This window comes from Paeniglutamicibacter sp. GQ140 (assembly GCF_059759235.1).
In genome coordinates this window covers 45,179-71,096 of the sequence record NZ_JCAXDW010000012.1, presented here as the reverse complement: position 1 = coordinate 71,096, position 25,918 = coordinate 45,179, and the positions used below count along the sequence as shown (strand labels likewise).

Genomic DNA, 25,918 nt, shown 5'->3' with positions numbered 1-25,918 from the left:
CCGGGAGCCCCTGTCGTTGCGCGGCGGTTTGCCTATGAACCTCTGTGCACCACGCCCATCATGTATCGGTAGCCGTCGCGGGCCAGCTGGGCCAGGACCTCCAGGTCGACGTCGGCAAGCTTGTTCACGTAGAGGCATGATGCCCCGACTTTGTGCTTGCCCAGTTTCGCCAGCAACTTCCCGGCGGTCGGGGCGATGGTCAATCCGTAAAGAGCCAGGTTCGACGCCCGTGGAGAGAAGCCGATCGCGCAGGCATCACCTTCGCGGCCGGAATCGTATTTATAGTGGTAGCTGCCATACCCGATGATGGTTGGCCCCCACATGGTCGGTGGCTGTCCGCTGGCCTCTTCCATCATCCCCAGCAGGACCTCGGCGTCCGCGCGCCTCGTCGGATGTGCCACCGCCGAAACGAATTCCTCCGGGTCATCGGCTGTTGGGACGGTCTTGTTGGCGCTCATGCGGCCCAGTATGTCAGGCGACGGTGATCTCTATCAATGCCCGCTATCCCCAGAACCCCGGCAACTTCCGGCGTGTCTGTGGATAGGTTGTGGGTAACTGTGAAAACGCGACCGGTTTAACCCCGGAATCTCGGGGTTTTTGTGTGTATAACCGACGATTACGCCCGTGGTGGATGTGGATAAATAGTTTGTATCCACAGGCGTGGATTCAGGTAATGCCTAGTCACGCGCGTTTTTTGCTCAAAAAAATGGTGTAATCCACAACCTTCTCCCCAGACTGTGCACACAACACGCCGCGAGGTTCACAGGTTATCCACATGGCCTGTGGATAACCGTGTTGGGTTTGGTGGAAAACAGGTCTAGGGTGACAGTGTTCCCCACCTATTTCCACAGGTTCGCGGTGCCCTTGCGCACGTGTGAGATTGAACCTAACGAATCGTCCGTGCTCCTTGAGACACTGACTGGGTAATGAAGCGGAAAATTGGGAACCCGCGAAGCTTGAAGGGAAAAACCCGTGTCGCTAGCCAGCACCGAAACCAGCTCCGATTCACATGGATCGGACTATGGCCGCACTCCACCGCAAGACCTCGTAGCCGAGCAAAGCGTCCTGGGCGGCATGATGCTGTCCAAGGACGCCATCGCAGACTGCGTGGAGGTGCTGCGAGGGCTGGACTTCTACCGCCCGGCACACGAGGCGATCTACGAGGCCATCATCGACCTCTACGGCCGCGGCGAGCCCGCCGATGCCGTGACCGTCTCTGACCTGTTGACCAAGCGCGGCGAGATCACCCGCATTGGCGGCCCGGCGTACCTGCATACGCTCATCCAGTCCGTGCCCACCGCCGCCAACGCAGGCTTCTACGCCGAGATCGTGCGTGAACGCGCGGTCCTGCGCCGACTGGTTGATGCGGGCACCAAGATCGTGCAGCTCGGCTACTCGCAGGACGGCGAGGTCGACGCCATCGTGAACGAGGCCCAGGCCGAGGTCTACAAGGTCGCCGAGCGCCGCACGGCTGAGGACTACGTCCCGCTGCGCGACATCATCGAGGGCACCGTCGATGAAATCGAATCCGCCGGCAGCCGCGGCGAGGGCGTGATTGGCGTTCCCACCGGGATCTTCGAACTCGACGAGTTGACCCAGGGGCTGCACGGCGGTCAGATGATCGTCATTGCCGCCCGTCCCGCCGTGGGCAAGTCGACGTTCGCACTGGACTTTGCCAGGTCGGCATCGATCAAGCACAACATGACGTCCGTCTTCTTTTCGCTGGAAATGGGCCGCAACGAGATCGCGATGCGCCTGCTGTCGGCAGAGGCAAGCATCGCCCTGCAGGATTTGCGCAAGGGGACGATCCAGGACGAACAGTGGTCGAAGATCGCCACCACGATGGGACGGCTCAACGACGCCCCGCTGTTCATTGACGATTCGCCGAACATGTCGCTGATGGAAATCCGCGCCAAGTGCCGGCGGCTCAAGCAGAAGCATGACCTGAAGCTCGTGGTCCTTGACTACCTGCAGCTGATGAGCTCGGGCAAAAAGGTCGAGTCGCGCCAGCAGGAAGTCTCCGAGTTCTCCCGAGCGCTCAAGCTGTTGGCCAAGGAACTCGACGTACCGGTCATCGCCCTCTCCCAGCTGAACCGTGGTTCGGAGCAGCGCACCGACAAGAAACCGATGATTTCCGACCTTCGCGAATCCGGATCGATCGAGCAGGATGCCGACATGGTCATCCTGCTGCACCGTGAGGATATCTACGACAAGGAATCGGCCCGCGCCGGCGAGGCCGACGTGATCGTGGCCAAGCACCGTAACGGCCCGACCAAGACCATCACCGTCGCCTTCCAGGGCCACTACTCGCGCTTCAACAACATGGCCCAGGACGGCCTCGGGTAACTCCCCGGAACATCCGGGAAAACGGGCGGTTGCCCTGGCCCTTGCGGGGCAGGGCAACCGCCCGCAGCCGTTTAGCTGCGCCGGGCGAGCCCGCGCGTCCCATGAAAACGCTGCGTGAATAGTCATGGTGCGATAGCGTGGCGCCATGTTGATGTCCTTGCAAGCGCTCATGTGGGGCACCATCGCCGGGTCGGCGTTGCTGCTCGGTGCCGCCGCGGCCTGGTGGTTAAACATTCCGCGGAAGGTTGTCTCCAGCGTCATGGCATTCGGCGCCGGCGTGCTGATTTCCGCCCTCACCTTTGAACTGGTCCAGGAGGCCGAGGAGGCCGGCGGGCTGTGGCCCACCGTGGCCGGATTCCTGGCGGGGGCCGTCATCTATGTCGGCGCGAACGCCCTGCTGGTGCGCCTCGGTGCCGAGCACCGACGCCGCGGAAAGCCTCCAGCCCGGGCAGGCGCCGGCGCCGGCGCCGGCGGAACTCCCAACGGGGGAGCGGCCATCGCGGTCGGCGCACTGCTGGATGGCATCCCCGAGTCCATCGTGCTGGGCGTGGGACTGCTCTCCGGCGCCGCAGTCAACCCGACCATGCTGGCGGCAATTTTCATTTCCAACGTCCCCGAGGGACTGGCCAGCACCGCCGACATGAAGCGCGCCGGAAAGGGACCGAAGGAGATCTTCGCGATCTGGGGGAGCATCGCCGTGCTTTCGGGGCTCGCCGCGATGATCGGCTACCTGGCCCTCGACAACGCCCCGGGAGAGGTCATCGCGGTGGTCACCGCGATCGCCGCGGGCGGCATCCTGGCCATGCTCGCCGACACCATGATCCCCGAGGCCTTCGAGGAGCAGCACATGCTCACCGGATTCATTGCCGCACTGGGATTCCTCGCGGCACTGGTGCTGCACTACAGCGCCTAGCTTGATGCGCTCGACCAGGTCGAATGGTGCCCGGGCCCGCCGGAGCAGTCCGGCCACCACACGTGGCTGCGGCACCGGGCCGGTCTTCGGCGGGTTCGGCGGCACCGCGCGCGCAGGCGTTCAGCAACCGGACGTTGCTACGCTGGGGCCATGACCAGCCATCCGTTGCCCAGGATCTCCGCACCCGCCGCCCGCGCCCTGGAAGGGGCGGGAATCACGACGCTCGAGCAGGCTTCCGCGTTTGGGGAAGCCGCGTTGCTGGGGCTGCACGGTTTCGGACCCAAGGGCATCGTGATCCTGCGCGCGGCTCTGGCCGAGTTGGGCCTCGAACTGGCGGATTGACCCCGGCCGCTCATCCCTGGGGCAGGATCGCCAAGTGCTCGGGCGTGGGCTTCACCAGGTCGGCGTCGTACTCGTGGTGCCTGGTCAGGTAGGCCTTGATGTAGGGGCAGACCGGCACGATCTTGTGGCCCTGCTCCACTGTGTCGGACAGCGCCGCGGCGGCGAGCTTTCCTGCCAGCCCCTGCCCGGCATATGCCTCATCGACCACCGTGTGGAAGAAGACCCGCTCGATGCCGCCGGTGGTTGCCAACTCGCGGTAATGTGCCGCGCCGATTGACTTCTCCCCGTCCAGCAGTGCGTAGCGCCTGCGTTCGGGCCTGTGTTCCACCTGGATTTCGACCTGGATTTCGCTCACGTGTTGCTCCTTCTTCCCGGTTGTCATTGGTTTCCGAACAGCCGACCGAAGAACCCCCGGGGTTCGCTGTCGGCGGCGTCGATGAACATGGCACCGAACCCGTCATAGCTCCCGCCATGCTTTTCGGTGATGGCGTGCACATTGCGCAGGGCGTGTTCCGCGTGTTCCACGTCGATGGCCTGCTCGCGGTAGACCCGCAGCAGGTAGCGGGAGTTGGCGTCCTGGCCCTCGGTCCGGTCGATCTGCCAGCCTGCCCGTTCAAAGTGGGCGGCGGCCTCGTTCATCTCGCGCAGTGCGCGAAAGGAGACGAAGTGCTCCATCTCGCGCTTGGCCTCCAGCTGGTCGCCCAGCGCCGCGCGTTCGGCCAAGGCCCGGCGCAGCTTGCCCAGTTCCTCTTGAAGTGACACGATCCCCACCGGCTCCTTGTCTGGTTCCTGGGGCCGGCGCTTGCGCCCCCGGCCCGGTGCATGTTGGCGCATCCGTCATTCGCGTGGGCGCAGCCGCACCGAGGGCAGCACCGGGGCGGGCAGCGCGGCGGGCTGCCCGGCCGGGAAGTCCCCGAAGCGCTGGGTGGACCCGTCCCCGGGCTCTGCGCCGATCTCCGCCTGCCACTGCCGGCGGTATTCGACGACCTCCTCGTGGGTGCGCCCCACGAAGTTCCACCACATCAGGATCTGCTCGTTCAGCGGCTCCCCGCCAATGAGCAGGGCGCGCACGGGTGCCTGGCCCGCGGTGAGGGTGATCTCCTGGGTCCCCGTCGGCAGGTAGGCCAGGTGGTCTTCGGGCAGTTCGTCGACACCGACGGAAAGGGATCCCGAATCGAGCAGCACCCCGTGCTCGTGGTGGGCCTTCACCGCCAGCCGAATGCTCGTGCCCGGCTCCAAGCGGATCTCCGCCCCGAGCAATTCGGTGTGGGTGGCAACCGGGGATTCGGAGTGCTGGTCGGCACCGCTGTGGTTCGCCACGGTCAGCTCGCCCAGGAACACGCTGACATACCACCCGTCCCCGGCCAGTGGCTCGGGGCGGTAGTGGTCGAAGGTCGGGGGCATGTGCCGGGCGGAATCGGGCAGCGCGACCCACAGCTGGGCGCCGTGCAGCATCGTGGTCTCGGGGGTGGAAAACTCGGAATGGCTGATCCCGCGGCCCGCTGTCATCAGGTTGACCTCGCCGGGGCGCACCATGGCGTGGAAACCGGCGGAATCCCGATGCTCGATTTCCCCGGTGAAGAGCCAGGACACGGTCTGCAACCCGGTGTGGGGGTGGCGCGGGACCTTCATCCCGCCGGATTCGCCGACCGGGTCGGGGCCATAGTGGTCGAGGAAGCACCAGGCGCCTATGAGGCTGCGCTGCTTTTGCGGCAGCGTGCGGCGCACATCCATGGCCCGGGGCCCGCCGAGCGGGACATTGCGCGGGACCAGCAGCTCGATTCCGGCGTGCGTCGCATCCGATCCGCAAACCAACTCGTCAGGGGCAGCCTCGAGGTTACTCATGTCATCAGCGTAGTGCCGGCGGCGCGTTTCGGCACCCCTGCGACGCGCCCGCCCCGTTGCCCTGGGTGCGTGCCCACCGCGCCCCGCGCACGAACACGCGCGACGCTGTCATTGCGCCGGCGGGCACCGGGTGAAGCGCCGCTAGCCGCCGGCCACCGACTGCATGATCAGCACGTTTTGCCCCTCCCGCACCGCGGAGCCCAGCCCCTGAAGGGTGCGGATGTTGTCCTGCCCGACGAAGACGTTCACGAAGCGGCGCACCTGCCCGCGCTCGTCGCGGACCCGCCGGGCGAAGAGCGGGTACTGGACGCCGAGCGCATCCAGAAGCCCGCCCACCGTCCCGTCCTCGGGCAGCGGGACCTGCAGGCTGCGTTGGCCGCCCAGCGTGGAAGACAACACCGAGGGCACCTCAACGGTAATGTCCGTCATTGCCCCGCACCGTTGGCTTGGGCCGCCCGGACACTGAGTACATCCGGCAGGCGCTGGGCCACCGTGACAAAGTGGGCGCCCTCGTCGTTGCTGGCGAAGACCTCACCGCCGCGGGTGCCGAAGTAGACGCCCACGGTTTCGGGGTGATCGTCCACCGCCGCCGCGTCGCGTAACACCGCGTTCCAGTCGGCATCGGGCAACCCGGCATGTTGCTCGCTCCAGGTGTCCCCGGCGTCCCTGGAGTGGAAGACGGAAAGCCTTCCGCCCACCGGATTGCGTTCCTCGGCGCCCTTCAGCGGGATGGTCCATACGCTGCCGCCCGTGCGGGGGTGTGACAGGAACACGAATCCGAATTCGGCAGGCAGCCCGTCGGCGATGCTGTTCCATTGGTCCCCGGCGTCGTCGCTGCGGTAGACCCCGCCGTGGTTTTGCGCATAAAGCCGGTTCGGGTCTTCGGCATCTGCGGTGATGTGGTGGACGCATTGGCCAAACTCCGGGTACGGCTCGGGGTCGAAGTCGACGTGGATGCCCTTGTTCCGAGGTTCCCAGGAGGTGCCGCCGTCGGTGCTTCGGTACACCCCGCCGGTGCTCATGGCGGCATGGACGACGTTTTCGTCCAGGGCGTTGGGCACGATGCTGTGCACCGCGGCCCCGCCGGCACCCGCGCCCCATTTGCTGCGGTGGGGATGGTCCCAGAGCCCGCGGTTCAGTTCGAAGTTTTCCCCTGAGTCGGTGGATTTGAAGACCGAGATCGGTTCGCATCCGGCCCACACGACACCGGGGCGTTCAGCCGTGTCGGGGCGCAGGTGCCAGATGCGCTCCAGCGCGGTGTCGGTGTCGGCAGGGAACTTGATGGCGCCCTGCTCGGGTTCGGACCAGGTGGTGCCCGCGTCGTCGCTGTAGACGACGGTGGGTCCCCAGTGCCAGTCGTTGATCCCGGCCAGGATGCGGGTCCTGCCCTCCCGGGTGTCGATGGCCACGGAAGGGACCTCGAGGTTGGCGAAGTGGGGTCCGGTCAGCGTCCAGGTTTCGCGGTCGGTGCTTTCGGCGAGCCAAAGGCCCTTCTTAGTCCCGATGGCAAGGATGGTGCGTGCGTCGTTGTCCATGACATGTAGTCCAGCATCGCGGCGGCCCGGTTTCAAGGGTTGGGGTTGCCCCAAAGTGGAACCATCGTATCCACGGTCAGTGTTTTCGGTGTTTGCACTGATTCGTCGTCGGCATGGGACCGTGCGGCGGAAGGGTGTGCCGATGTGGAAGGCTGGATCAATGATGGCCCAGAACCCGGACAATGCCCGACGGCGGTTTGCCGCCGCAGCCATGGCCGGCGTCGCCGTCTACGTCCTGGTCGACGTGGTGCTCCAGTTCCTGCCACCGCACTACAGTGTGGTCAGTGACGCCGAAAGCAACCTGGCGGTGGGTCCGTTCGGGTGGATCATGAACCTGAATTTCCTGGGCCGCGCCGTCACCACGTTGTGTGCCATCGTTGCCATCAACCGGACCGGTCAGGTCTCCGGCCTCCGTCGGACCGGGGTGCTCTTGATGGCCGCCGGGGGCCTGTGTTCGGCGGTCCTGGCCTTTTTCCCGACCGACGTTGATGCCGGGTCCGGCCTGCATGCGGCGACTACGGCGGGCACCGTGCATCTCTACGTGGCCGGCGGGGGATTCTTGGCCGCGCTTGCCGGCATTCTCGTGCTGACCCGCTGGATGCGCGCCGCCCCGGAGCTGGCAAAGGCCTACCCGGCGGCGTTCATTCTCGCGGCAATTACTGCCGTCGGACTCGCATCCCTGGGTCTTGCGGCCGGCCTTGGGTCGGATCTGCTGGGGCTCGCCGAGCGGGTCTGTCTCGCCGGAGTGCTCGGCTGGGTGCTGGTGGTGTGCAGGGCTATCCGGCGGTTGTCCCCGAGGGCATGGCCGGCACCCACGGTTCTTCCCGGAGGGGATCCCCTGTCCGAGGGGACGGCCGATCCCGGCCGGGGGATCCACGGTTCCTAGGCCCCGCGCGGGCCGTACATGATCAATCCGACCCCGGCCAGGGCAACAATGGCCCCGGCGATGTCCCAGCGGTCCGGACGGAACCCGTCCAGGAACACCGCCCACAGCAGGGATCCGGCGATGAAGACGCCTCCGTAGGCTGCCAGGATGCGGCCGAAGTTGGCGTCGGGCTGGAGCGTGGCCACGATGCCGTACAACCCCAGTGCCACTGCGCCGGCCCCGATCCACAGCCAGCCCCGGTGCTCGCGGATTCCCTGCCAGACCAGCCAGGCGCCGCCGATTTCGAGGAGGGCGGCCACGCCGAAGAGCAGGATTGATTTCATCACGGTCATGACCCCAATCCTTTCATCAAAGGGTGGCGCGTGTTTGCCCCCACAGAAGCGACGGATTATTCGGTCCGCGGCTCGAACCGGGGTAATCTCGTGCGCATGGATATGGGCAAACTGGTTATTGAACGCGAATTCTCCGCACCCCGAATCGCAGTGTGGGCAGCATTTACCGAACCCGAAATTTTGGCCGAATGGTTTGGCCCGGAGGGCTGGGGCGTACATGTGGATACGGTGGACATCGAGCCCCGGGTCGGCGGCGTGCAGAAGTTCGTGATGCACCTGGTCGAGGACCCCACCCAGACCTCGCCGGTGCATGCGACGTTCACCGAGGTCAGGGAACACGAGTTGCTGGTCGGGGAAGACGGGCCGCATGAAATGACGCTGAACCTGGTCATCGAGTTGCGCGTGGAGTTTTCCGATTGCCCGGCGGGCACCGCCCTGAGGATCGTCCAGGGTCCGCTGCCGTCCGAGGTCCTGGAACCGGCGCGTGCCGGCTGGGAGTCATCGTTCACCAAGCTCGACCGCTTGTTCGCCGCGCACCTATAGGCTGCCGCGTCCGGCCTGGCCTAGCCGCGGCCGATGAATGGCATTCCGGCGGCGGTGATGGTGATGTGGTTGACTGACACCTCGGACGGGGCGGCGGCAATGAACTCAATGGTTGCCGCCGCCTGTTCCATGTCGAAGGTGGGCTCGACCTTCCGGCTTCCGTCGGCCTGCAGCGCACCCGAGGTCGCGCCGACATCCTTCATCATCTCCGAGGCGGCGTTGCCGATGTCGACCTGCGAGCAGGCAATGCCGTAGGGGCGGCCGTCGAGCTCGATGGACTTGGTCAGGCCCGTGATCGCATGCTTGGTGACCGCGTAGGCAACGGACGCGGGGCGCGGCACCTGCGCGCTGATCGAACCGTTGTTGATGATGCGACCGCCGCCGGACGCCTGCATGTGCCTGAACGCGGCACCGGCGCAATGGATGGCGCCGCCGAGGTTGACGGCGCAGACATCCTGCCATTGCTGCGCCGTGAGTTCGCCAATGGTTGCGGCGGGGCCAAAAACCCCGGCGTTGTTGAAGAGCACGTCGATCCTGCCGAAGCGGTCGATCCCGGCGGCGAAAAGCCGCTCCACCGCTGGTGGGTCGGTGATGTCGGTGGGCACCACGAGCGCGTTGGGGTGCGCACCGGCACTCTGCTCCAGCTGCGCCGTACGCCGACCGGCAAGGACCACGTTCCATCCGGCCCCGAGCATTCGTCGCGTGACTGCTCGTCCGATTCCGGAACCGGCCCCGGTGACCAGCATGGTTCGCCGCGCGGGCGCGGTCTGATTGGGGACGGGATTCAAGTGGAATCATCCTTTGGGAGTGAGGCTGAAATTGATCGGCGGTGCCTGCTGGCGAAGTGTTCGCGCACGGCATTCGGCTCCCAGCCTACTGAGGCCATTGGCACAGCAAGGAGACCTTGGCCTGGTGGCGTGGCGGTTGCCCGGCGGGGACACGTAAGCGGGGGGACGCCCGTGCCGTGCCGGGAATCCCACAGCAGTGGAGCCCGGGACTCCTCGGGCTGGACGTTCGGTGGCTAGCTGCGTGCGGTGCGCAAGCGCGACCAAAGCCCGACGCGTGGCTTGGGCCTCCGCGGGCCGCGGCTCATGTCCGGGTCCAATCCGCCGATTGGGTGGAACATTCCCATGCTGAGTGCCGTCGAGGTTTCCGGAAGTGCGCGCGCTGTTTTCTCGCTGGATGCTTCAGCAATGGGCTGGGTGGTGTTCATGCGGTCCTCCTCGAAACGGCGAAGATTCCAAGATATGAAATCTAAATATTGGTTGGTGAAATTAAGTATGTACGCGGAGTGCGGCAAAGGCAAGGGTTTAACGTAATTTGCTTCACACCTGCCCCCCGGGGGAGGAGTCGGCGGGCTGCGGGAAAAGATTCGGCCAAGCCCTTGACGGGAGGGGTGTGATCCGAGTTACATGGTGTGAAAGCAAAGTTCCACCATCCAGAAACATCGAGTCGAAGCCGGTTCCAAGCCGGTGGTAAGGGTGTTCAGCCCTGGATGGTGCAGGAAAACCACGCAGGATTGAAAGAGCTGATCACCCCATGGATATTTCCCGTTTCAACACCCTCGGCTTGAGTGACGCGGCCGCAGTGCTTCGGCCATGCGCAGACATTGCTCGCTGGATTGAGGCGGTTCTCGGCGCCCGCCCCTTTGGTTCCCTCGAAGAACTCCTGGCCTGCGCCCAAAACGCCGCGGATCCGTTCACCGAAGCAGAGATCGACGCGGCACTTGCCCACCATCCCCGCATCGGGGAACGCGCCACCGGTTCGTCCGCGGAAGCAACGCTCAGCCGCGGCGAACAATCAACGCTGAATCTCGACGAAGGGATTGCCGCCGAGCTTCTCGCCGCCAACCGCGCCTACGAAGATCGGTTCGCCCGTGTATTCCTTATACGCGCCGCCGGCCGAAGCAGCGAAGAAATTCTCGCCGAATTGCGCCGCCGACTGGACAACGACCCCGACATCGAACTGGCGGAAGCCGGCGAACAGCTGCGTGCCATCGCCCTCCTGCGCCTCGCCGCGGTCTTCAGCCGCGTGCCCTCGAGCTAGACCGCGTCCACCGGGATATACAGCTTTTTCCTACCCCCTCAACGAATCCAAAGGAGTCCTCGATGAGCGCCACCCAGGCTGCGAGAAGCCACATCACCACCCATGTACTCGACACCGGGACCGGGAGGCCTGCCTCCGGTGTCAGGGCCACGCTGGAAGCCAAGACGGCAGCCGGCTGGCAAGAAATTGGATCAGGAGTCACCGATGCCGACGGCCGCATCGAGTCGCTTGGTCCGACAAAGGTTGAAGCCGGTCGCCACCGAATCGAATTCGGCACAGGTGACTACTTCGGAAAGACGGGCACGGAAACCTTCTTTCCCGCGGTCAGCATTGATTTCGTCGTCACCGACACCTCTGCTCACTACCACGTACCACTTCTTATCAGCCCGTTTGCATATTCCACGTACCGAGGGAGCTAGAGAACATGAACACCTTTGCAGCCGAGAGCCGGACCGGCACCAAGATCGTGCTTGGAGCCAACCAATACGGCAAGGCGGAAGTCCGGCTGGTGAAGATCACCCGGGACACCGACCGTCACGAGATCGAGGACCTGAACGTAACCTCGCAGCTTCACGGAGACTTCCTCGCCGCGCACGTCGACGGCGACAACCGGCACGTCGTCCCCACCGATACGCAGAAAAACACCGTTTACGGCCTTGCCCGCGACGGCGTTGGCTCGCCGGAGGCCTTCCTGCTGCGGCTCGGCACGCACTTCACCACGGAATTCGACTGGGTCACCGGCGGACGCTGGGCGGCCGAACAGTACTTCTGGGACCGCATCCAGGACCACGACCACGCATTCTCCCGGAACAAATCCGAGGTCCGCACCGCGGTGCTGGAAATCAAGGACGGCGAGGCCTCGGTGCTCGCCGGGATCAAGGACCTCACGGTCCTCAAATCCACCGCCAGCGAATTCCGCAATTTCCCCGTCGACCGATACACCACGTTGCAGGAAACCGGCGACCGGATCCTGGCCACCGACGTCAGCAGCCGCTGGCGCTACAACTCGGCCGCGGTTGCCAACGGGGAACTGGACTTCAACGCCGTCTACGCCTCGGTGCGGGAACTGCTGCTGGCGGGATTCGCCGCCAAGCATTCCTTCGCCTTGCAGCAGACAATGTTCGACATGGGCCAGGCGGTCCTGGAGGCGCATCCGGAAATCGAGGAAATCAGGTTCTCGCTTCCCAACAAGCACCACTTCCTGGTCGACCTGTCCCCGTTCGGCCAGGAGAACCCGAATGAGATCTTCTTTGCCGCGGATCGCCCGTACGGCTTGATCGAGGCCGCCATCACCCGCGAGGGTGCCTCCGCAGCCCATCCGATCTGGGAAAACACGCCCGGATTCTGCTAGCCGAAGAGGTCTCGGGGGTGCCTGCGCTGCAACGCGGGCACCCCCGATGCGTCGCAACCCATCAAGGAGTCAGACATGAAGGCCGCGCAAGTCAAAAGTACTACACACCGTCCGGAGGACGAACGGCTGCCCCTGGGCAGGACGATCGCCTACGGGCTCCAGCACGTACTGACCATGTACGGCGGAATCATCGCCCCGCCACTGATCATCGGCGGTGCCGCCGGGCTCACCCCGGAACAAATCGGCGTGCTGGTCGCCAGCTGCCTCTTTGTCGGCGGCCTGGCCACGATCCTGCAAACCGTCGGCGTCCCGTTCTTCGGCGCCCAGCTTCCCCTGGTCCAGGGCACCTCCTTCGCCTCGGTGTCAACGATGGTGGCCATCGTCAACGGCGACGGCGGAATCCAGTCGGTCTTCGGCGCGGTCCTCGCGGCCTCCCTGATCGGCTTCCTGGTGGCCCCGTTCTTCGCGAAGATCGTGAGGTTCTTTCCGCCGGTGGTGACCGGCGTGGTCATCACCATGATCGGGCTCTCGCTCATCCCGGTGGCGGCCAACTGGGCCATGGGCGGAAACGCCAAGGCCGACGACTATGGCTCGCTGGCAAACATCGGGCTGGCCGGAATGACGATGGTCATCGTGCTGCTGCTCTCCAAGGTCGGAAAGGCGGCGATTTCGCGCCTGTCGATCCTGCTGGCCATGGTCATCGGCACCATCATCGCGGTGTTCCTCGGTGTGGCGGACTTCTCGGCCGTGGGCCACGGCGCCATCTTCGCCTTCCCGCAACCCTTCGCCTTCGGGTGGCCGGTGTTCGAGATCGGCGCCATCGTCTCGATGACGATTGTCGTCATCGTGATCCTCACCGAAACCACCGCCGACATCCTCGCGGTGGGGGAGATCGCCAAGACCCGCGTCGATTCGCGGCGCATCGCCGACGGCCTGCGCGCCGACATGGCTTCCAGCATCCTGGCTCCGGTCTTCAACACCTTCACCCAGAGCGCGTTTGCGCAGAACGTCGGGCTGGTGGCCATCACCGGGGTGAAGTCCCGCTTCGTGGTCACGGCCGGCGGCGGCATCCTGGTAGTCCTCGGCCTGCTCCCGGTGCTCGGCCGCGTGGTCGCCGCGATCCCCACCCCGGTCCTGGGCGGGGCCGGCATCGTGCTCTTCGGCACCGTTGCGGCCTCGGGAATTCGCACCCTGGCGAGCGTGAAATACGACAACAACCTGAACATGATCATCGTCGCCACTTCCATCGCCTTCGGTGCGCTGCCGATCGTCAAGACCGATTTCTACGATGCGTTCCCGACCTGGTTCGCGACCATCTTCCACTCGGGCATCAGCTCGGCCGCGGTCATGGCCGTGGCACTGAACCTGTTGTTCAACGAGCTGAAGACCGGCACCCCGAAGCGTCACGGTTCGGCCTATGCGGCGGCCCCGCCGCGCATGCTCATTGCCGACCAAGTCCCGCGCATCGTCAAGGCGGAGGAAGTCCGCGGGCTGCTGGACGGGGACCGGTTCAAGTCCGGCAAGCTCATCGCCGCCGACGGCGAGGAAATCCCCGTCGTGGACGACGACGAATTCAAGGGCATCGTCGAGGAGTACCGCAAGAAATGCGAGGCGGCCGGCGTCCGGTGCCCGGACGAGTCCGAGTTCGTGCGATCCGGGAAGCCCCCGCAGCTTCACTGAGCGACTCTGGCCCCTGCGGCCACTGGGCACGGATCCAGGAATCACAGTCGACCCGGTTCCCTGGGTCCGTGCGGACGCGCATTATCGGGTTGTCCACATCGATTCCACTGCCGGTTCTGCCCACCCGCGAGGCAATGGGCCTAGTCGGATAACACGTCCAGTGAAAGCGACGTCGGATGGGCATCCGACATGTGCACGGTGTTTTCGGCCACGATCTTGATCCTGTCGGCGGCAACCAACCCACCGGTATTTGAGTTCACATCAAAGCGCGGAAAGTTGCTCGACGAAACATCAAGCCGGATCCGGTGCCCGACGGCAAAGAGATTTGCCGTCGCCGGCGCCTCGACCGTAATGCGGTAAATCTGGTCGGGCTCCAGCAGTTCAGGTTCGGTGAAGGACTCGCGGTAACGCACGCGCATGATTCCCTCGGTGAGATTCATGGCAAAACCCTGAGGGAAGTCATGACTCGGCGGGTACTCGTCGATCAACTTGATGGTCAGGTCCGTGTCCCTGGCCGAGGACGACAGGAAGATCTCGGCAGTCACCCCACCCGCGATGCTCACTTGTTCCCGGAGAGGATCGGTGCGGAACACCAACACATCGGGTCTGGCGCTCAGTGGCAAGTGCGGCCGGCTGGCTCCGAAGATTTCGTCGCTGGGCACCTGGTCGTAAGCCCCGCCGCGCATGACTGGTTCGCCGCTGGTGACTTGCCCTCCGATGGTCGGAACCGGGTGGCTCGGGTCAAAGGCGTAGGTGATTGAGGCATCTTGTGAAACCGGTTCGGGAATCAGTCCCCCGTCCGGCGAGCAGTACAGGGTGACCCTATGCGCGTTTTCCGGAGGCCATGAGGCCGCGCGTTCCCATCGGCCGCCATGATCAAGCCGGCCCTGTGGGGTGGCTTTTCCGCTGCCGCCACCCATCAGGAAATAGGTGACGGCGGTCCGTTGCACGGCAGTGGTGCTGCGTCCCAGGACCTCATCCATCCAATCAGCCCTAAAATCCAGGTAAGACGGCGCGAGATTGCCGTCAAAATATGAGGCAGGGCCAAAGTCGACATCGCCTGCGTAGCTCTGGCAACGTTTCCCGTGGGTCCAGGGTCCCAGGAGCAGGTAGGCCGGACTGGACTTGCGGTCTCCAAGCTGCTGAAAATTCTCAATGGCTGAAGAAATGTAAGGGTCGTACCAGCTGGAGATGTGGAAACTTGGCACATCGGGGAACTTGTCGTAGGAACCGCGGGCATAGATTGCAGGCTGTGCCCAGTAGTCGTCAAAGTTCTCATGGGCCCACTGCTCCAGCAAATAGCCCTCGTAAGCGGGGGCCAGGCTCAGCGGTGAACTGCCCCGCCGCCATGGTGTCTGGTGGAACCAGTCCGCCACGTTCAGCGCGGTCAGTCCCGAAGCGATTACGGGATCGACCATCGCTTCCGGACTTCGCGCCGCATGGCGAAAGGCCCAAGTGGCCTGCTTGAGTTCGAAGGCCCCGCCCATGCGCATGCCCACTTCATAGGCCGAGGAGAATCCGCCCGAGTCCATGAACATGGCAGCCAGTCCGGAGGGTGCCAAAGCCGCTGCGGCCGTTTGCACATGGGCCGAGTAGGAAACCCCATTCATCAGAACACGCCCGTCGCACCAAGGCTGCGCCGTGATCCAGGAGATCGTATCCGCCCCGTCCTGTCCCTCGTTGAGGTATTTGACGAACTCACCTTCGGAGCCGCCTCGTCCGCGGCAGTCCTGGCGAATCACGATATAGCCGCGGTTGACGAAAAAGGCAGCTATTTCCGCCGGCAGCGGTATTGGTTGGCCATGCATGGACTGATCTGAATCCCGCGTTGAACGCTTCCCATAGGGTGTGCGCTCCAACAGCACGGGCCGGGGTTTTTCGCTGGCGTCACCTAGATATACATCGGTGGCAAGCCGGCATCCATCACCCATCTCAACCATGAATTCCTGCGGATGGCCGGCGTCCTCAGACAGCAAGGATCTGTCGTCGATATAGCTAGTCAACTGTGATCTCATTCCTTGATTTTCACTTCCCGGTGTTACTTTTAGGTTGCGCCGGCGGAGCCTTACATCATGAAGTTAGCCAGTGAACCGGCGATCCGCGCGACAATTGGCGAAATTGAGCCAACTGTTCGTAACAAGGCAGGCATGGCAGAGGAGGTCTCATGGCCATTGCACTTCAATTTGCAGGATTCGACATCAACAACCTGCGCGTATCGGTCTCACCCCTGTCCGAACTGATGGCGGTTCTCCACGTATTGGCGGAACCTGACCATCACTTCGAATCGTCCGCAAAAGTTCAGGCGATCGCGCGAAATCTGGACGATCGGCTGATCGCCGAGTTCAACGCTCTCTCGCCCCTGTGGGCACGGTTCCGTGCACGATTCTTCTTTCCAGTGTCCACCGAACCAAAACAGAATCTTGACCGAGAACTCGATGGCATGGCCGCCCTGCCGCTTGAGGCTTTCGTCTCCATGGCGGCCGAAGCCATTCGCGGTTTCAGCAAGGACCTCCCCGCAGCCCGGGAGCTGCTGCAGGATGAAAAAGTCCGTCGCGAGTTCCTGGATACGTGCCGATCTCGTTCTTTGGGACGATTCGAGCTGGCCGAACAACTTCTGAATGACCCGGAGCAGTTCAGGCAAAGGATCATCGAATTCTGCCTGGATTGTTGGAATTCGTTCTTCAAGGTGGAGTGGGAAGAGCTCGCCCCCACCATCGGCCGCGCCGCGGCCCAACTCGCGGGCAAGCTGAATCAAACCGACCCCATTGCGACGATCGCGTCGCTCAGTGTCACCGCCAAGGCCTTTCGCGGAGCGTCCGAGGTTCGCTTCGACAAGCTCCAACAGCGCCGGGTCAAGATGGCCGAACGCGAGCTGCTGCTCGTCCCTTCAAGTTGGATCGGCAACCATCTCACGGTTAAGGACAATGCCGGATACCCGGTCATTGTCCATTTTCCGGCGCAGACACGGCAGGAGGACCTCCTACAGATCCATCAGGTGCGTGACAGGCTCAGCGCGCTCAGTGCCGATTCCCGGATGGAACTGTTCCGGCACATTTCGGCCGAACCCATGACGACCTCCGAACTTGCCGTCCGGCTTGGCCAGCCTGCGGCACAGATATCCCGATCCTTGCGGGTGCTGCGCGAAGCCGGACTCGTAGTCTCGGACCGCCACGGGAAGCTGGTTTACCACCGCATCGACACGGCAACGGTGCTCAGGATCGGTCCGGACTTGCTGGCCACACTGACCAGATGAGTTCCGCCTACCGGGCGGCGCCTTCCCGAAGTCGGCGAATGGTGTGCATCATTGGTGTGCATTCATTGACCCGTCCATATGCATCTCGCAGGACAGTTTCCAAATCCTCGTCGCAACTTCCGGAACGATTGTCGAAAATTGGATAATCATCTCCCAGAACCGCGGTGCTTGTAATACAAATCACGGGTGGGGTTTTCGACTCCCACGCTACTGGGCAATCCGCGGCTCAGGGTTACCGCACTACTGGAGGATCCATGACCATCACCAAAATCGGAGGCCGAAGCGAATCGCTGGGGCTCCGTTTGCTCGCCAGCGTGGAACGGGCAGGCAATGCACTGCCGCATCCGTTCTGGCTGTTCTGGATTCTCTTCGGAGTGCTTGCCGTAGCCAGCTGGATATTATCGAGCGCAGGGGTGCGCGTCACGGATCCCGCGACCGGAGAGACGGTCGGGGTCAACAATGCGTTGAGCGTCGGGGCCATTCGCTCCCTGCTGACCGGCGCGGAGGAATCCTTCGTCACGTTTGGGCCGCTGGGGACGGTGCTGATCGTCATGCTGGGCGTTGCAGTGGCGGACAGGTCCGGACTCTTTGAAGTAATTGCCCGACGTGCGCTAAGCAATGTGTCGCCGCGTTCCGTCGTATTTGCCGTTGCTCTGGGCGGCGCGCTTTCCAAGTTCCTCTCCGACTCCGCCTACGTTGTGTTGATTCCGCTGGGCGCGGTGGCTTTTAAAGCCGTAGGCCGCTCTCCGATGCTGGGCATGATCGTAGCCTTCGTCTCGATCAATGCAGCCGGAGATGCCAATCCACTGATCGCCCCCGGCGATGTGGTCTTTGCAAAGGTAGCCACCGAGGCCGCCCACCTCATCGATCCGAGTGTCACCGTTCGAGCCACGGACAACATGTACTTCACGACGGTCTCAGCCATAGTGTTGGCGATTACGGTCACCCTGGTCACCGAGCTGATCCTGAAGAAGCGTGAGCACACCCTGGTGGTCGACACCGAGCAGGCCGACACGGCGGCAATGTCCGCCATGGCCCCCAGTGCTCTGCTCTCCGACGAGCAGGAACGCCGTGGACTGCGCGTCACGGGACTCTCCGCGGTGGCCTTCCTCGCGCTGCTGGCCGCGGCCATCATTCCTCCGGGATCACCGCTGCGTGGAGCGGGCGGGGAGTTCCTGGAATCGCCGTTTCTGGACGGCATAGCATTCTTCCTGTCGATGTTCTTTCTGGTTCTGGGCACGGCTTTCGCCTCTGGTTCCCGGCAACTGGACTCCGCCTCAGACATCCCTCGCTTCATGGCCGACGGCGTTCGTTCGATTGCGCCGCTGATCGTCCTGTTCTTTGCCGTCTCCCAGTTTTTGGCGTTGTTCAAGTTCACGAAAATCAGCACCGTAGTGGCCGTGGTCGGTTCCGATGCCATTCAAGGCCTGGGGATCAACAGCGTTGGCCTCTTCTTGATTGTTGTGGTCTGCATCGCGGTCCTTAACCTGATGATCACTTCCGGTCAGGCCCTGTGGGCGCTCGTTGCACCGGTCATCGTCCCGATGATGATGCTGCTCGGGACGAATCCTGCCACCACTATGGCGCTCTACCGCATCGCCGATTCGTGCACCAATTCCATCACCCCGATGAGCACCAGCTTCGTTCTCTGTGTGGGCTACCTCCAAACGCTGAACAAGAAGGCGGGCATTGGCACGCTGATCTCCTTCACGTTGCCCTGTGCGTTGATCATGTTCGTGGTGTGGCTCGGTTTGTTCCTCGCCTGGTGGGCGCTGGGCATTCCGCTCGGTCCCGGTGCCCCGGTGCGGTAGCGCGGGCGACAACCGGCCGCCTGCGGCTCGATGCCGGGGGCAGGTTCAAGGGATGAAACCAAAGGGATCATCAGTTGCTGGGCCCACTTTCCGGGTCGGAACTGGCGGGGCCGCAAGGACCATTCCACCGATCGCGGACTTCCAGCGCCCCACTTTCCCCGGAGGATCCGCCCATGGATCCCGGCCCGACGGCGATCGTCGCTGCCTTCTCGACGTTCCTTGGGGCCCAAGGGGCCGACCTCCCTGGCGGGATCTTGGATGACTTGGTCCACGGGAACGGACGCCCCATCGTTGTGAGGTGTGCAATGCACCGTTTCGTGGAGCCCGCGGTCGGCAGCAGAACGACGATCTTGGTTCCGGAGGCCTTGGCGGGTGATGCCAAAGAACACTCCATCATGACTAGCCAGACCTCACTGGCAGGAGTGGGCTACATAGAAGCTGCCCTCTGGCAGTCCTCCACGGGGAGTGTTTCGGGTCCACGCGGCGTCCCCATTTGCAGGTGGTAGCCCCAGCGCCGGTTCACCCGCAGCCCGATGATCCGCCGCTCGGTGCGCACGCGGGTGCGCCGCGGGGACCGGGCGGGTCTGCTGGAGCGGTCCCGCATCCCGGCCTCGCCGTGATCCCGGTAGCGGGAGGCCCAGCGGGCGTCGGTGGACACGGAGACCTGGAACCGCTCGGCGGCACGGCGCAGGGGCCAGCGGTCCTCCACGATGCACCGGGCCAGCTTCAGGCGGCCCTTGGGCGCGAGGATGGCATTATTATGGGACATGAAGAAGACCTCCGGGATGTCGTGAATGTTGTCGCAAACACCACTTCACTTGGAGGTCTTCTTTTTGTCATTCAGCCACGCAGCAAGTCCCCAACGACCGTGGTCAATACACCTAGCCCGTAGTGACGGCCAGTGCCGCGGAAAGCTGGGCCGTGGCCGCACGAAGGTGCGGTATCGCCCGGGAGGTGAACTCGTCAGTCACGCGGGTGACGGGCCCGGAGACGGAAATGGCCATCGGCGTCGGTGCGCCCGGGACCGACATGCCCAGGCAACGAACGCCCAGTTCCTGCTCTTCCTCGTCGATGGCATAGCCGCGGGAGCGCACCTGTTCGAGTTCGTCGAAGAGCTGGTGCATGGTTGTGATGGTCTTGGGCGTGTGGGCGGGCATGCCGGCCTGGTTGACCAGCCGCTGGACCCGGTCGTTATCCAGCACCGCCAGGATGGCCTTGCCCACGCTCGTGCCGTGCAGCGAGGAGCGGCGTCCGACCTCGGTGATCATGCGCATCGCGTGCGGCGACTGGGCCTGGGAAATGTAGGTGACCATGTCGCCGTCGAGCACCGCGATGCTGGCGGATTCGCCCAGGTCGTTCACCAGGTTCTGCAGGATGGGCGTGGACAGGGCCCCCAGCTGGCGGTTGGCGACCTCGCCCAAGCGGATCAGTCGCGGGCCCAGCGCGTAGCGGCGGTTGTTCAGCTGGCGGACGTATCCAATGCCGACCAGGGTGCGCAGCAGCCTGTGGATGGTGGGAAGCGGAAGCGGGGTGTCCATGGCAAGTTCACTCAGGGCCGCCTCTCCGCCGGCCCGGCCAATGAGTTCAAGGAGCTCGAAGGCGCGCTCGACGGATTGGACGCCCGATGTCGTCTTTACTTCGGCCATGGCGATGCTCCTGGGTCTGCTGGTGCGCGGGCGGGAACCGTCAAAAGGTCCCGCAAACGGTCAAGTCTTGTGATGCAACACTACCGGAACCCTGGCCTGTTCTTCCACGATCCGAAACTTTGGTGCAAAATTCCCGTGACCCACTCCACATAAGTGCTTGTAATTTCACTCCGCAGATAATAGTATCCACTATACGGAAACTTTTTTCAGGAGGACGATATGGCTGTACCTAGCCCGGGATATTCACTGACGCTGCGTGTCCAAACGCCCGTCTCGATCACTGCAACCAGCGAACTGGCCGCGGCCGTGGGCCGCGCCGGAGGCTCGATCACGGCACTTGACGTGGCCGAATCCGGCCATGACCACATGGTCGTCGACGTCAGCTGCAACACCACCGACGCCGCACACGGCCAGTCCGTCCGCGATGCCCTCGATGCGCTGGACGGCGTGAACGTGCGCAACGTCTCGGATCGCACCTTCCTCATGCACCTGGGCGGCAAGCTCGAGGTCGTCCCGAAGGTGGCCCTGCGCAACCGCGACGACCTCTCCCGCGCCTACACCCCCGGGGTGGCCCGCGTGTGCATAGCCATCGCCGAGAACCCCGAGGACGCCCGCAACCTCACCATCAAGCGCAACACCATTGCCGTGGTCACCGACGGCTCCGCCGTCCTGGGCCTGGGCAACATCGGCCCGGCCGCCGCGCTTCCGGTCATGGAGGGCAAGGCCGCGCTGTTCAAGCAGTTCGCCAACGTCGATGCCTGGCCGGTCTGCCTGGACACCCAGGACACCGAGGAGATCATCATGATCGTCAAGGCGCTCGCCCCGGTCTACGGCGGCGTGAACCTCGAGGACATCGCCGCACCGCGCTGCTTCGAAATCGAGGCCCGCCTGCGCGAGGAACTCGACATCCCGGTCTTCCACGACGACCAGCACGGCACCGCCATCGTCACCCTCGCCGCGTTGACCAACGCGCTGCTGGTGGTCGGCAAGCAGATCGACAAGGTCCGCATCGTCGTCTCCGGCGTCGGCGCAGCGGGCAACGCCATCATCCAGCTCCTGGCCGCCCGCGGCGCCAAGAACATCATCGCCGCCGGCCGCAACGGCGCCATTAGCCGCACCGATGTCTCCGCCGACCCGCACCGCCAGTGGCTGGCCGACAACACCAACCCGGAGCAGTTCACCGGAACGCTCAAGGAAGCCATGGTTGGCGCCGACGTCTTCATCGGCGTCTCCGCCCCCAACGTCCTGGACGAGGCGGACATCGAGGCCATGAACGAGAACGCCATCGTCTTCGCCATGGCCAACCCCGACCCGGAGGTCGACCCGGCCGCCGCCGGCCGCCACGCCGCCGTGGTCGCCACGGGCCGTTCCGACTTCCCGAACCAGATCAACAACGTGTTGGCCTTCCCGGGCTTCTTCCGCGGACTGCTCGACGCACGCGTTTCAGACATCACCGACGAAATGTTGTTGGCTGCAGCCGATGCCATTTCCGCCCGGGTAAGCCAAGATGAACTCAACCCAGGTTTCATCATTCCCTCCGTCTTCGACCCGCACGTGGCCGCAGACGTTGCCGAGGCCGTCTCCTCCGCGGCAGCGAAGAACAAGTAGCAAGAAAGTCTGGTCCACCACGATGAGCATCACACTGACCCACACCCCGTCCGTTGCCAAGGCCGATGAGATCCTCTCCGCCGAGGCGCTGGCCTTCGTCTTGAAGTTGCACGAGAAGTTCACCGGAACCCGCGAGGAGCTGCTTGAGGCACGCACCAGGGCCCGCGCCGAGGTCGCCAAGACCGGCACCATGGACTTCGATCCGGCCACCGCGCAGGTCCGCGCCGGCGACTGGAAGGTCGCCCCGGCGCCGGCCGCCCTGCAGGACCGCCGCGTGGAAATCACCGGCCCGGCTTCCCCGGCCAAGATGGCCATCAACGCGCTGAACTCCGGTGCCAAGGTCTGGCTTGCTGACCTCGAGGATGCCTCGACCCCGACCTGGCACAACGTCATCGACGCGCTGGTGAACCTCACCGAGGCGGCCGCCGGCACGCTGTCCTTCGAGGACGCGGGCAACGGCAAGTCCTACGCGCTGCGCACCGACGCACCGCTGGCCACCGTCGTGGTCCGCCCGCGCGGCTGGCACTTGCCGGAGGCCAACGTGCTCATCAACGGTGCACCGGCAATCGGCGCGCTGGTCGACTTCGGCCTGCATTTCTTCCACAACGCCAAGGTGTTGGCAGAGTCGGGCCAGGGCCCGTTCTACTACCTGCCCAAGATGGAGTCCTACCTCGAGTCCCGACTGTGGAACGAGGTGTTCGCCTTCGCCGAGGCGGAACTGGGCATCGAACACGGCACCATCCGCGCCACCATGCTCATCGAAACCATCCCGGCCGCGTTCCAGATGGACGAGATGCTCTACGAGCTGCGCGACTACGCCTCGGGCCTGAATGCCGGTCGCTGGGACTACCTCTTCTCCATCATCAAGTACTTCCGCGAGGCCGGCGAAAAGTTCGTCATGCCCGACCGCGCCGACGTGGCCATGACGGCGCCGATGATGCGCGCCTACACAGAACTGCTGGTGCAGACCTGCCACAAGCGCGGCGCCTTCGCGATGGGCGGCATGGCCGCCGTCATCCCGAACCGCCGCGAACCGGAGGTCACCGCCGCCGCGTTCGAGAAGGTCCGGGCCGACAAGACCCGCGAGGCCAACGACGGCTTCGACGGCTCCTGGGTGGCGCACCCGGACCTGGTCCCGATCTGCGTGGAGGTCTTCGACTCCGTGCTCGGCGCGAAGCCCAACCAGATCGACCGCCAGCGCCCCGAGGTCGCCGTCACCGCCGGCCAGCTGCTCGACGTCGCCTCGGCACCGGGCTCGGTCACCGAGGCCGGGGTCAACACCAACCTCTACGTGGCCGTCGCCTACACCGCGGTCTGGCTCTCGGGCAACGGGGCCGTGGCCATCCACAACCTCATGGAGGACGCGGCAACGGCCGAGATCTCCCGTTCGCAGATCTGGCAGCAGATCCGCAATAAGGTCGTCGCCGCCGACACCGGCAACACCATCACCGCCGAGCTCGTCGCCAAGGCACTCGAGGTCCAGGTCGAGAAGCTGCGCGGCGAGGTCAACGACGAGGAAACCTTCGCCGCGTACTACGCCCCCGCGGCAGACCTCATCGGCCGCCTGGTCTCCGGGCGCGACGAGGACTTCGAGGACTTCCTCACGCTGCCTGCCTACCGCCTGCTAAGCACCGAGCTGGTGGCAAAATGAGCCGGGAAGGCGCGCTGGGCGCAGCCGCACTGGCACGCATCGAAAGCGATCTGGCCGCCACCGACGAGTTGCTGGAGCAGAACTACCCGGGCGACGACGGACGGCGCCAGCCGATCCACACCGCCTATGTCCCGGCCGACCGCTTCACCCCCGGGCTGCCCGCGGCCTGGGGCGCCGCTGCCCTTGAGGCCGCCGGCGGCGTGGCGGGCCTGGCTGCCCTGGCCGAAAAGCTGGGACTGGCACAGCCGGAGGAACTTGCCGCGCTGGTCGCAGCGAAGCTTGGCCGCGAGCCCATCGAGGACCTGCGCCTGGACTTCGAGGACGGATACGGCAACCGCGGCGACGAGGCCGAGGACGCCGCTGCGGTTGCGGCGGCGGAACAGGTCGCCAAGACCGTGGCCGCAGGTCTCGCCCCGCCGTTCATCGGCATCCGCTTCAAGTGCCTCGAGGCACCCACCCGGGCCCGCGGACTGCGCACGCTGGATTTGTTCGTCTCCACGCTGGCACGCGCCGGCGAATTGCCCGAAGGGCTGGTGCTGACCCTTCCGAAGGTCACCACCGTCGCCCAGGTCCGCGCCATGGTCTTCGTCTGCGAGCAGCTGGAGGCGGCGCACTCGCTGCCCGCCGGGCGCCTGCGCTTCGAGGTCCAGATGGAAACCCCGCAGCTGATCCTCTCGCACGAGGGCACCGTCCCGTCGGCTACGCTGCTGCACGCGGGCCAGGGGCGGATTTCCTCGCTGCACTACGGCACCTACGACTACTCGGCCTCGCTGGGCATCGCGGCTGCCTACCAGTCCATGGAGCACCCGGCCGCCGACTACGCCAAGAACGTCATGCAGGTGGCCATCGCCGGCACCGGCGTGCACATGTCCGACGGCTCGACCAACATCCTGCCCCTGGGCGACCCGGAACAGGTCCAGGCCGCCTGGGCACTGCATGCCCGCCTGGTGCGCCGCCACCTGGAGCGCGGGATCTACCAGGGCTGGGACCTGCACGAAAACCAGCTGCCCACCCGCTACCTGGCGACCTACGCGTTCTACCGCGAGGGCTTTGCCGCCGCGGCGGCACGCCTGCGCAACTACGTGCACCGCATCGAATCGGCCATCATGGACGAACCGGCAACCGCCAAGGCGCTGGCCAACTTCATCCGCCGCGGCCTGGTCTGCGGCGCACTGACGGCCGAGGAGATCGCCGCGGAGGCCGAGATTTCCCTATCCACCCTTGAATCAATCGCCCTGGCGCGAGCAACACAGACGGAGGACTCGAATGTCTAAGATCCAGACTCGTGCGGATGCAAGCTACTACACGAACTACGGAGGGCACCCGCCGCAGACCGACCTGTTGACCGACCGCGCCATCGTCACCGAGGCCTACACGGTCATCCCGCGCGGGGTGCTGCGCGACATCGTCACCTCCGTCTTCCCGGAGTGGACCGGCACCCGCGCCTGGGTGCTGAACCGCCCGGTCGCCGGCGGCTCGACCACCTTCGCCCAGTCCATCGTGGAGGTCTCCCCGGGCGGCGGCTCGGATCACCCGGAGCCGCAGGCCGAGGTCCAGTCCTTCGTCTTCGTGGTCTCCGGCCGGCTGACCGTGACCATCGACGGCGCCGCGCACACCCTGGAGGAGGGCGGCTTCGCCTACGTCCCGGCCGGCACACAGTGGCAGGCGCACAACAACGGCGTCGAGGTGGCAACCTTCCACTGGATCCGCAAGCGCTACGAGGTCCTGGCGGGCGTCGCCGCCCCGGGTCCGGTCGTCGGCAACGAGCGCGACATCGAGCCTGGCGCGATGCCGGAGACCGAGGGCAAGTGGCGCACCACGCGCATGCTTGACCCGCAGGACGTGGCGTTCGACTTCGGCGTGAACATCGTGACCTTCGAGCCCGGCGCCTCGATCCCGTTCGCCGAGACCCACGTGATGGAGCACGGCCTGTACGTGCTGGAGGGCAAGGCCGTCTACCGGCTGAACGCGGACTGGGTCGAGGTCGAGGCGGGGGACTACATGTCGCTGCGCGCCTTCTGCCCGCAGGCTTGCTACGCCGGCGGACCGTCGAACTTCCGCTACCTGCTCTACAAGGACCAGAACCGCCAGATCGCCTTGTAACGCGGCACGCCGCTTAACACCGTCGGG

At 64.8% G+C, this 25,918-nt stretch carries 26 protein-coding genes and 1 pseudogene; 15 read left to right on the top strand and 12 right to left on the bottom strand.

Features of this window, described 5'->3' with window-relative positions:
* Nucleotides 1–32: 32 nt before the first annotated feature.
* Nucleotides 33–458: a DUF1801 domain-containing protein gene (locus tag AC6CHY_RS15780; protein ID WP_498227323.1), complete on the bottom strand. Its 426-nt coding sequence runs from the start codon at nucleotides 456–458 to the stop codon at nucleotides 33–35.
* A 514-nt stretch (nucleotides 459–972) separates the two neighbouring features.
* Between AC6CHY_RS15780 and dnaB the strand changes: the two genes are divergently transcribed.
* From dnaB to AC6CHY_RS15765, 3 genes are all read left to right on the top strand, one after another.
* Entirely contained in the window at nucleotides 973–2,346 is a 1,374-nt protein-coding gene (gene dnaB / locus AC6CHY_RS15775) for a replicative DNA helicase (protein WP_498227322.1), read from the top strand.
* 145 nt (nucleotides 2,347–2,491) lie between these two features.
* Nucleotides 2,492–3,259, top strand: coding sequence for a ZIP family metal transporter (locus tag AC6CHY_RS15770; protein ID WP_498227321.1), 768 nt, complete (start codon nucleotides 2,492–2,494; stop codon nucleotides 3,257–3,259).
* Nucleotides 3,260–3,409: 150 nt separating this feature from the next.
* Entirely contained in the window at nucleotides 3,410–3,601 is a 192-nt protein-coding gene (locus AC6CHY_RS15765) for a helix-hairpin-helix domain-containing protein (RefSeq protein ID WP_498227320.1), read from the top strand.
* Nucleotides 3,602–3,611: 10 nt separating this feature from the next.
* Here the strand turns inward: AC6CHY_RS15765 and AC6CHY_RS15760 are convergent, their stop codons facing one another.
* From AC6CHY_RS15760 to AC6CHY_RS15740, 5 genes are all read right to left on the bottom strand, one after another.
* A complete protein-coding gene (locus AC6CHY_RS15760; protein ID WP_498227319.1) occupies nucleotides 3,612–3,956 on the bottom strand; it encodes a GNAT family N-acetyltransferase in 345 nt (114 codons plus the stop codon).
* Nucleotides 3,957–3,979: 23 nt separating this feature from the next.
* On the bottom strand, nucleotides 3,980–4,363 hold the full coding sequence (locus AC6CHY_RS15755) for a ribonuclease E inhibitor RraB (RefSeq protein WP_498227318.1): 384 nt from the start codon (nucleotides 4,361–4,363) through the stop codon (nucleotides 3,980–3,982).
* A 75-nt stretch (nucleotides 4,364–4,438) separates the two neighbouring features.
* Nucleotides 4,439–5,446: a pirin family protein gene (locus AC6CHY_RS15750; protein WP_498227317.1), complete on the bottom strand. Its 1,008-nt coding sequence runs from the start codon at nucleotides 5,444–5,446 to the stop codon at nucleotides 4,439–4,441.
* Nucleotides 5,447–5,587: 141 nt separating this feature from the next.
* The gene (locus AC6CHY_RS15745) at nucleotides 5,588–5,875 is read right to left on the bottom strand and encodes a MoaD/ThiS family protein (protein WP_498227316.1); all 288 of its coding nucleotides are present in this window, start codon (nucleotides 5,873–5,875) and stop codon (nucleotides 5,588–5,590) included.
* Nucleotides 5,872–6,981, bottom strand: a complete 1,110-nt coding sequence (locus AC6CHY_RS15740) for a WD40/YVTN/BNR-like repeat-containing protein (protein WP_498227315.1) — start codon at nucleotides 6,979–6,981, stop codon at nucleotides 5,872–5,874. Before AC6CHY_RS15740 ends, AC6CHY_RS15745 begins: the two co-directional genes overlap by 4 nt.
* Nucleotides 6,982–7,141: 160 nt before the next feature.
* Here AC6CHY_RS15740 and AC6CHY_RS15735 point away from each other — a divergent pair, with 160 nt between their 5' ends.
* A complete protein-coding gene (locus AC6CHY_RS15735) occupies nucleotides 7,142–7,867 on the top strand; it encodes a DUF998 domain-containing protein (protein WP_498227314.1) in 726 nt (241 codons plus the stop codon).
* On the opposite strand, the gene AC6CHY_RS15730 is transcribed toward AC6CHY_RS15735, so the two are convergent.
* Nucleotides 7,864–8,199, bottom strand: coding sequence for a YnfA family protein (locus AC6CHY_RS15730; protein ID WP_498227313.1), 336 nt, complete (start codon nucleotides 8,197–8,199; stop codon nucleotides 7,864–7,866). The genes AC6CHY_RS15735 and AC6CHY_RS15730 overlap by 4 nt on opposite strands.
* A 96-nt stretch (nucleotides 8,200–8,295) precedes the next feature.
* Between AC6CHY_RS15730 and AC6CHY_RS15725 the strand changes: the two genes are divergently transcribed.
* A complete protein-coding gene (locus AC6CHY_RS15725) occupies nucleotides 8,296–8,742 on the top strand; it encodes an SRPBCC family protein (protein ID WP_498227312.1) in 447 nt (148 codons plus the stop codon).
* Nucleotides 8,743–8,762: 20 nt separating this feature from the next.
* Here AC6CHY_RS15725 and AC6CHY_RS15720 read toward each other — a convergent pair whose 3' ends face one another.
* Nucleotides 8,763–9,488 carry an SDR family oxidoreductase gene (locus tag AC6CHY_RS15720; protein ID WP_498227377.1) on the bottom strand — a complete coding sequence of 242 codons (726 nt, stop codon included), beginning with the start codon at nucleotides 9,486–9,488 and terminating at the stop codon, nucleotides 8,763–8,765.
* Between the two features lie 275 nt (nucleotides 9,489–9,763).
* Nucleotides 9,764–9,955 carry a hypothetical protein gene (locus tag AC6CHY_RS15715; RefSeq protein WP_498227311.1) on the bottom strand — a complete coding sequence of 64 codons (192 nt, stop codon included), beginning with the start codon at nucleotides 9,953–9,955 and terminating at the stop codon, nucleotides 9,764–9,766.
* A 326-nt stretch (nucleotides 9,956–10,281) separates the two neighbouring features.
* Here AC6CHY_RS15715 and uraD point away from each other — a divergent pair, with 326 nt between their 5' ends.
* From uraD to AC6CHY_RS15695, 4 genes are all read left to right on the top strand, one after another.
* Complete coding sequence (uraD, locus tag AC6CHY_RS15710) at nucleotides 10,282–10,788, top strand: 2-oxo-4-hydroxy-4-carboxy-5-ureidoimidazoline decarboxylase (RefSeq protein WP_498227310.1); 507 nt, start codon at nucleotides 10,282–10,284, stop codon at nucleotides 10,786–10,788.
* A gap of 62 nt (nucleotides 10,789–10,850) precedes the next feature.
* Entirely contained in the window at nucleotides 10,851–11,207 is a 357-nt protein-coding gene (gene uraH / locus AC6CHY_RS15705; protein ID WP_498227309.1) for a hydroxyisourate hydrolase, read from the top strand.
* Between the two features lie 5 nt (nucleotides 11,208–11,212).
* On the top strand, nucleotides 11,213–12,139 hold the full coding sequence (pucL, locus tag AC6CHY_RS15700) for a factor-independent urate hydroxylase (protein WP_498227308.1): 927 nt from the start codon (nucleotides 11,213–11,215) through the stop codon (nucleotides 12,137–12,139).
* Nucleotides 12,140–12,214: 75 nt separating this feature from the next.
* Nucleotides 12,215–13,819 carry a solute carrier family 23 protein gene (locus tag AC6CHY_RS15695; RefSeq protein WP_498227307.1) on the top strand — a complete coding sequence of 535 codons (1,605 nt, stop codon included), beginning with the start codon at nucleotides 12,215–12,217 and terminating at the stop codon, nucleotides 13,817–13,819.
* A 140-nt stretch (nucleotides 13,820–13,959) separates the two neighbouring features.
* On the opposite strand, the gene AC6CHY_RS15690 is transcribed toward AC6CHY_RS15695, so the two are convergent.
* Nucleotides 13,960–15,822 (bottom strand): CocE/NonD family hydrolase, encoded by a 1,863-nt coding sequence (locus AC6CHY_RS15690; protein WP_498227306.1) that lies wholly within the window; start codon nucleotides 15,820–15,822, stop codon nucleotides 13,960–13,962.
* 161 nt (nucleotides 15,823–15,983) lie between these two features.
* On the opposite strand from AC6CHY_RS15690, the gene AC6CHY_RS15685 reads away from it, so the two are divergent.
* Together AC6CHY_RS15685 and AC6CHY_RS15680 are read left to right on the top strand one after the other, a co-directional pair.
* Complete coding sequence (locus AC6CHY_RS15685) at nucleotides 15,984–17,072, top strand: ArsR/SmtB family transcription factor (RefSeq protein ID WP_498227305.1); 1,089 nt, start codon at nucleotides 15,984–15,986, stop codon at nucleotides 17,070–17,072.
* A gap of 254 nt (nucleotides 17,073–17,326) precedes the next feature.
* Nucleotides 17,327–18,883, top strand: coding sequence for an AbgT family transporter (locus tag AC6CHY_RS15680; protein ID WP_498227304.1), 1,557 nt, complete (start codon nucleotides 17,327–17,329; stop codon nucleotides 18,881–18,883).
* A gap of 505 nt (nucleotides 18,884–19,388) precedes the next feature.
* On the opposite strand, the pseudogene AC6CHY_RS15675 reads toward AC6CHY_RS15680, so the two are convergent.
* Both AC6CHY_RS15675 and AC6CHY_RS15670 read right to left on the bottom strand, forming a co-directional pair.
* Nucleotides 19,389–19,652, bottom strand: a pseudogene (locus tag AC6CHY_RS15675) (leucine zipper domain-containing protein); the annotation flags it as partial.
* A 112-nt stretch (nucleotides 19,653–19,764) separates the two neighbouring features.
* A complete protein-coding gene (locus AC6CHY_RS15670; protein ID WP_498227303.1) occupies nucleotides 19,765–20,529 on the bottom strand; it encodes an IclR family transcriptional regulator in 765 nt (254 codons plus the stop codon).
* Between the two features lie 219 nt (nucleotides 20,530–20,748).
* On the opposite strand from AC6CHY_RS15670, the gene AC6CHY_RS15665 reads away from it, so the two are divergent.
* The 4 genes from AC6CHY_RS15665 to AC6CHY_RS15650 are packed head-to-tail and all read left to right on the top strand — an operon-like array spanning nucleotide 20,749 to nucleotide 25,891.
* Nucleotides 20,749–22,137, top strand: a complete 1,389-nt coding sequence (locus AC6CHY_RS15665; RefSeq protein ID WP_498227302.1) for an NAD-dependent malic enzyme — start codon at nucleotides 20,749–20,751, stop codon at nucleotides 22,135–22,137.
* Nucleotides 22,138–22,159: 22 nt separating this feature from the next.
* Nucleotides 22,160–23,788 (top strand): malate synthase A, encoded by a 1,629-nt coding sequence (aceB, locus tag AC6CHY_RS15660; RefSeq protein ID WP_498227301.1) that lies wholly within the window; start codon nucleotides 22,160–22,162, stop codon nucleotides 23,786–23,788.
* Nucleotides 23,785–25,062, top strand: a complete 1,278-nt coding sequence (locus tag AC6CHY_RS15655; RefSeq protein ID WP_498227300.1) for a DUF6986 family protein — start codon at nucleotides 23,785–23,787, stop codon at nucleotides 25,060–25,062. Before aceB ends, AC6CHY_RS15655 begins: the two co-directional genes overlap by 4 nt.
* Nucleotides 25,055–25,891, top strand: coding sequence for a bifunctional allantoicase/(S)-ureidoglycine aminohydrolase (locus AC6CHY_RS15650; protein WP_217390763.1), 837 nt, complete (start codon nucleotides 25,055–25,057; stop codon nucleotides 25,889–25,891). The genes AC6CHY_RS15655 and AC6CHY_RS15650 overlap by 8 nt, the downstream gene beginning before the upstream one ends.
* Nucleotides 25,892–25,918: the final 27 nt, after the last annotated feature.

Coding starts and splice junctions, on each gene's coding strand:
- AC6CHY_RS15780 (WP_498227323.1), bottom strand. CDS start 458: ATGAGCGCCAACAAGACCGTCCCAACAGCCGATGACCCGGAGGAATTC.
- AC6CHY_RS15770 (WP_498227321.1), top strand. CDS start 2,492: ATGTTGATGTCCTTGCAAGCGCTCATGTGGGGCACCATCGCCGGGTCG.
- AC6CHY_RS15765 (WP_498227320.1), top strand. CDS start 3,410: ATGACCAGCCATCCGTTGCCCAGGATCTCCGCACCCGCCGCCCGCGCC.
- AC6CHY_RS15750 (WP_498227317.1), bottom strand. CDS start 5,446: ATGAGTAACCTCGAGGCTGCCCCTGACGAGTTGGTTTGCGGATCGGAT.
- AC6CHY_RS15745 (WP_498227316.1), bottom strand. CDS start 5,875: ATGACGGACATTACCGTTGAGGTGCCCTCGGTGTTGTCTTCCACGCTG.
- AC6CHY_RS15740 (WP_498227315.1), bottom strand. CDS start 6,981: ATGGACAACGACGCACGCACCATCCTTGCCATCGGGACTAAGAAGGGC.
- AC6CHY_RS15735 (WP_498227314.1), top strand. CDS start 7,142: ATGATGGCCCAGAACCCGGACAATGCCCGACGGCGGTTTGCCGCCGCA.
- AC6CHY_RS15730 (WP_498227313.1), bottom strand. CDS start 8,199: ATGACCGTGATGAAATCAATCCTGCTCTTCGGCGTGGCCGCCCTCCTC.
- AC6CHY_RS15725 (WP_498227312.1), top strand. CDS start 8,296: ATGGATATGGGCAAACTGGTTATTGAACGCGAATTCTCCGCACCCCGA.
- AC6CHY_RS15720 (WP_498227377.1), bottom strand. CDS start 9,488: ATGCTGGTCACCGGGGCCGGTTCCGGAATCGGACGAGCAGTCACGCGA.
- AC6CHY_RS15715 (WP_498227311.1), bottom strand. CDS start 9,955: ATGAACACCACCCAGCCCATTGCTGAAGCATCCAGCGAGAAAACAGCG.
- uraD (WP_498227310.1), top strand. CDS start 10,282: ATGGATATTTCCCGTTTCAACACCCTCGGCTTGAGTGACGCGGCCGCA.
- uraH (WP_498227309.1), top strand. CDS start 10,851: ATGAGCGCCACCCAGGCTGCGAGAAGCCACATCACCACCCATGTACTC.
- pucL (WP_498227308.1), top strand. CDS start 11,213: ATGAACACCTTTGCAGCCGAGAGCCGGACCGGCACCAAGATCGTGCTT.
- AC6CHY_RS15695 (WP_498227307.1), top strand. CDS start 12,215: ATGAAGGCCGCGCAAGTCAAAAGTACTACACACCGTCCGGAGGACGAA.
- AC6CHY_RS15685 (WP_498227305.1), top strand. CDS start 15,984: ATGGCCATTGCACTTCAATTTGCAGGATTCGACATCAACAACCTGCGC.
- AC6CHY_RS15680 (WP_498227304.1), top strand. CDS start 17,327: ATGACCATCACCAAAATCGGAGGCCGAAGCGAATCGCTGGGGCTCCGT.
- AC6CHY_RS15670 (WP_498227303.1), bottom strand. CDS start 20,529: ATGGCCGAAGTAAAGACGACATCGGGCGTCCAATCCGTCGAGCGCGCC.
- AC6CHY_RS15665 (WP_498227302.1), top strand. CDS start 20,749: ATGGCTGTACCTAGCCCGGGATATTCACTGACGCTGCGTGTCCAAACG.
- aceB (WP_498227301.1), top strand. CDS start 22,160: ATGAGCATCACACTGACCCACACCCCGTCCGTTGCCAAGGCCGATGAG.
- AC6CHY_RS15655 (WP_498227300.1), top strand. CDS start 23,785: ATGAGCCGGGAAGGCGCGCTGGGCGCAGCCGCACTGGCACGCATCGAA.
- AC6CHY_RS15650 (WP_217390763.1), top strand. CDS start 25,055: ATGTCTAAGATCCAGACTCGTGCGGATGCAAGCTACTACACGAACTAC.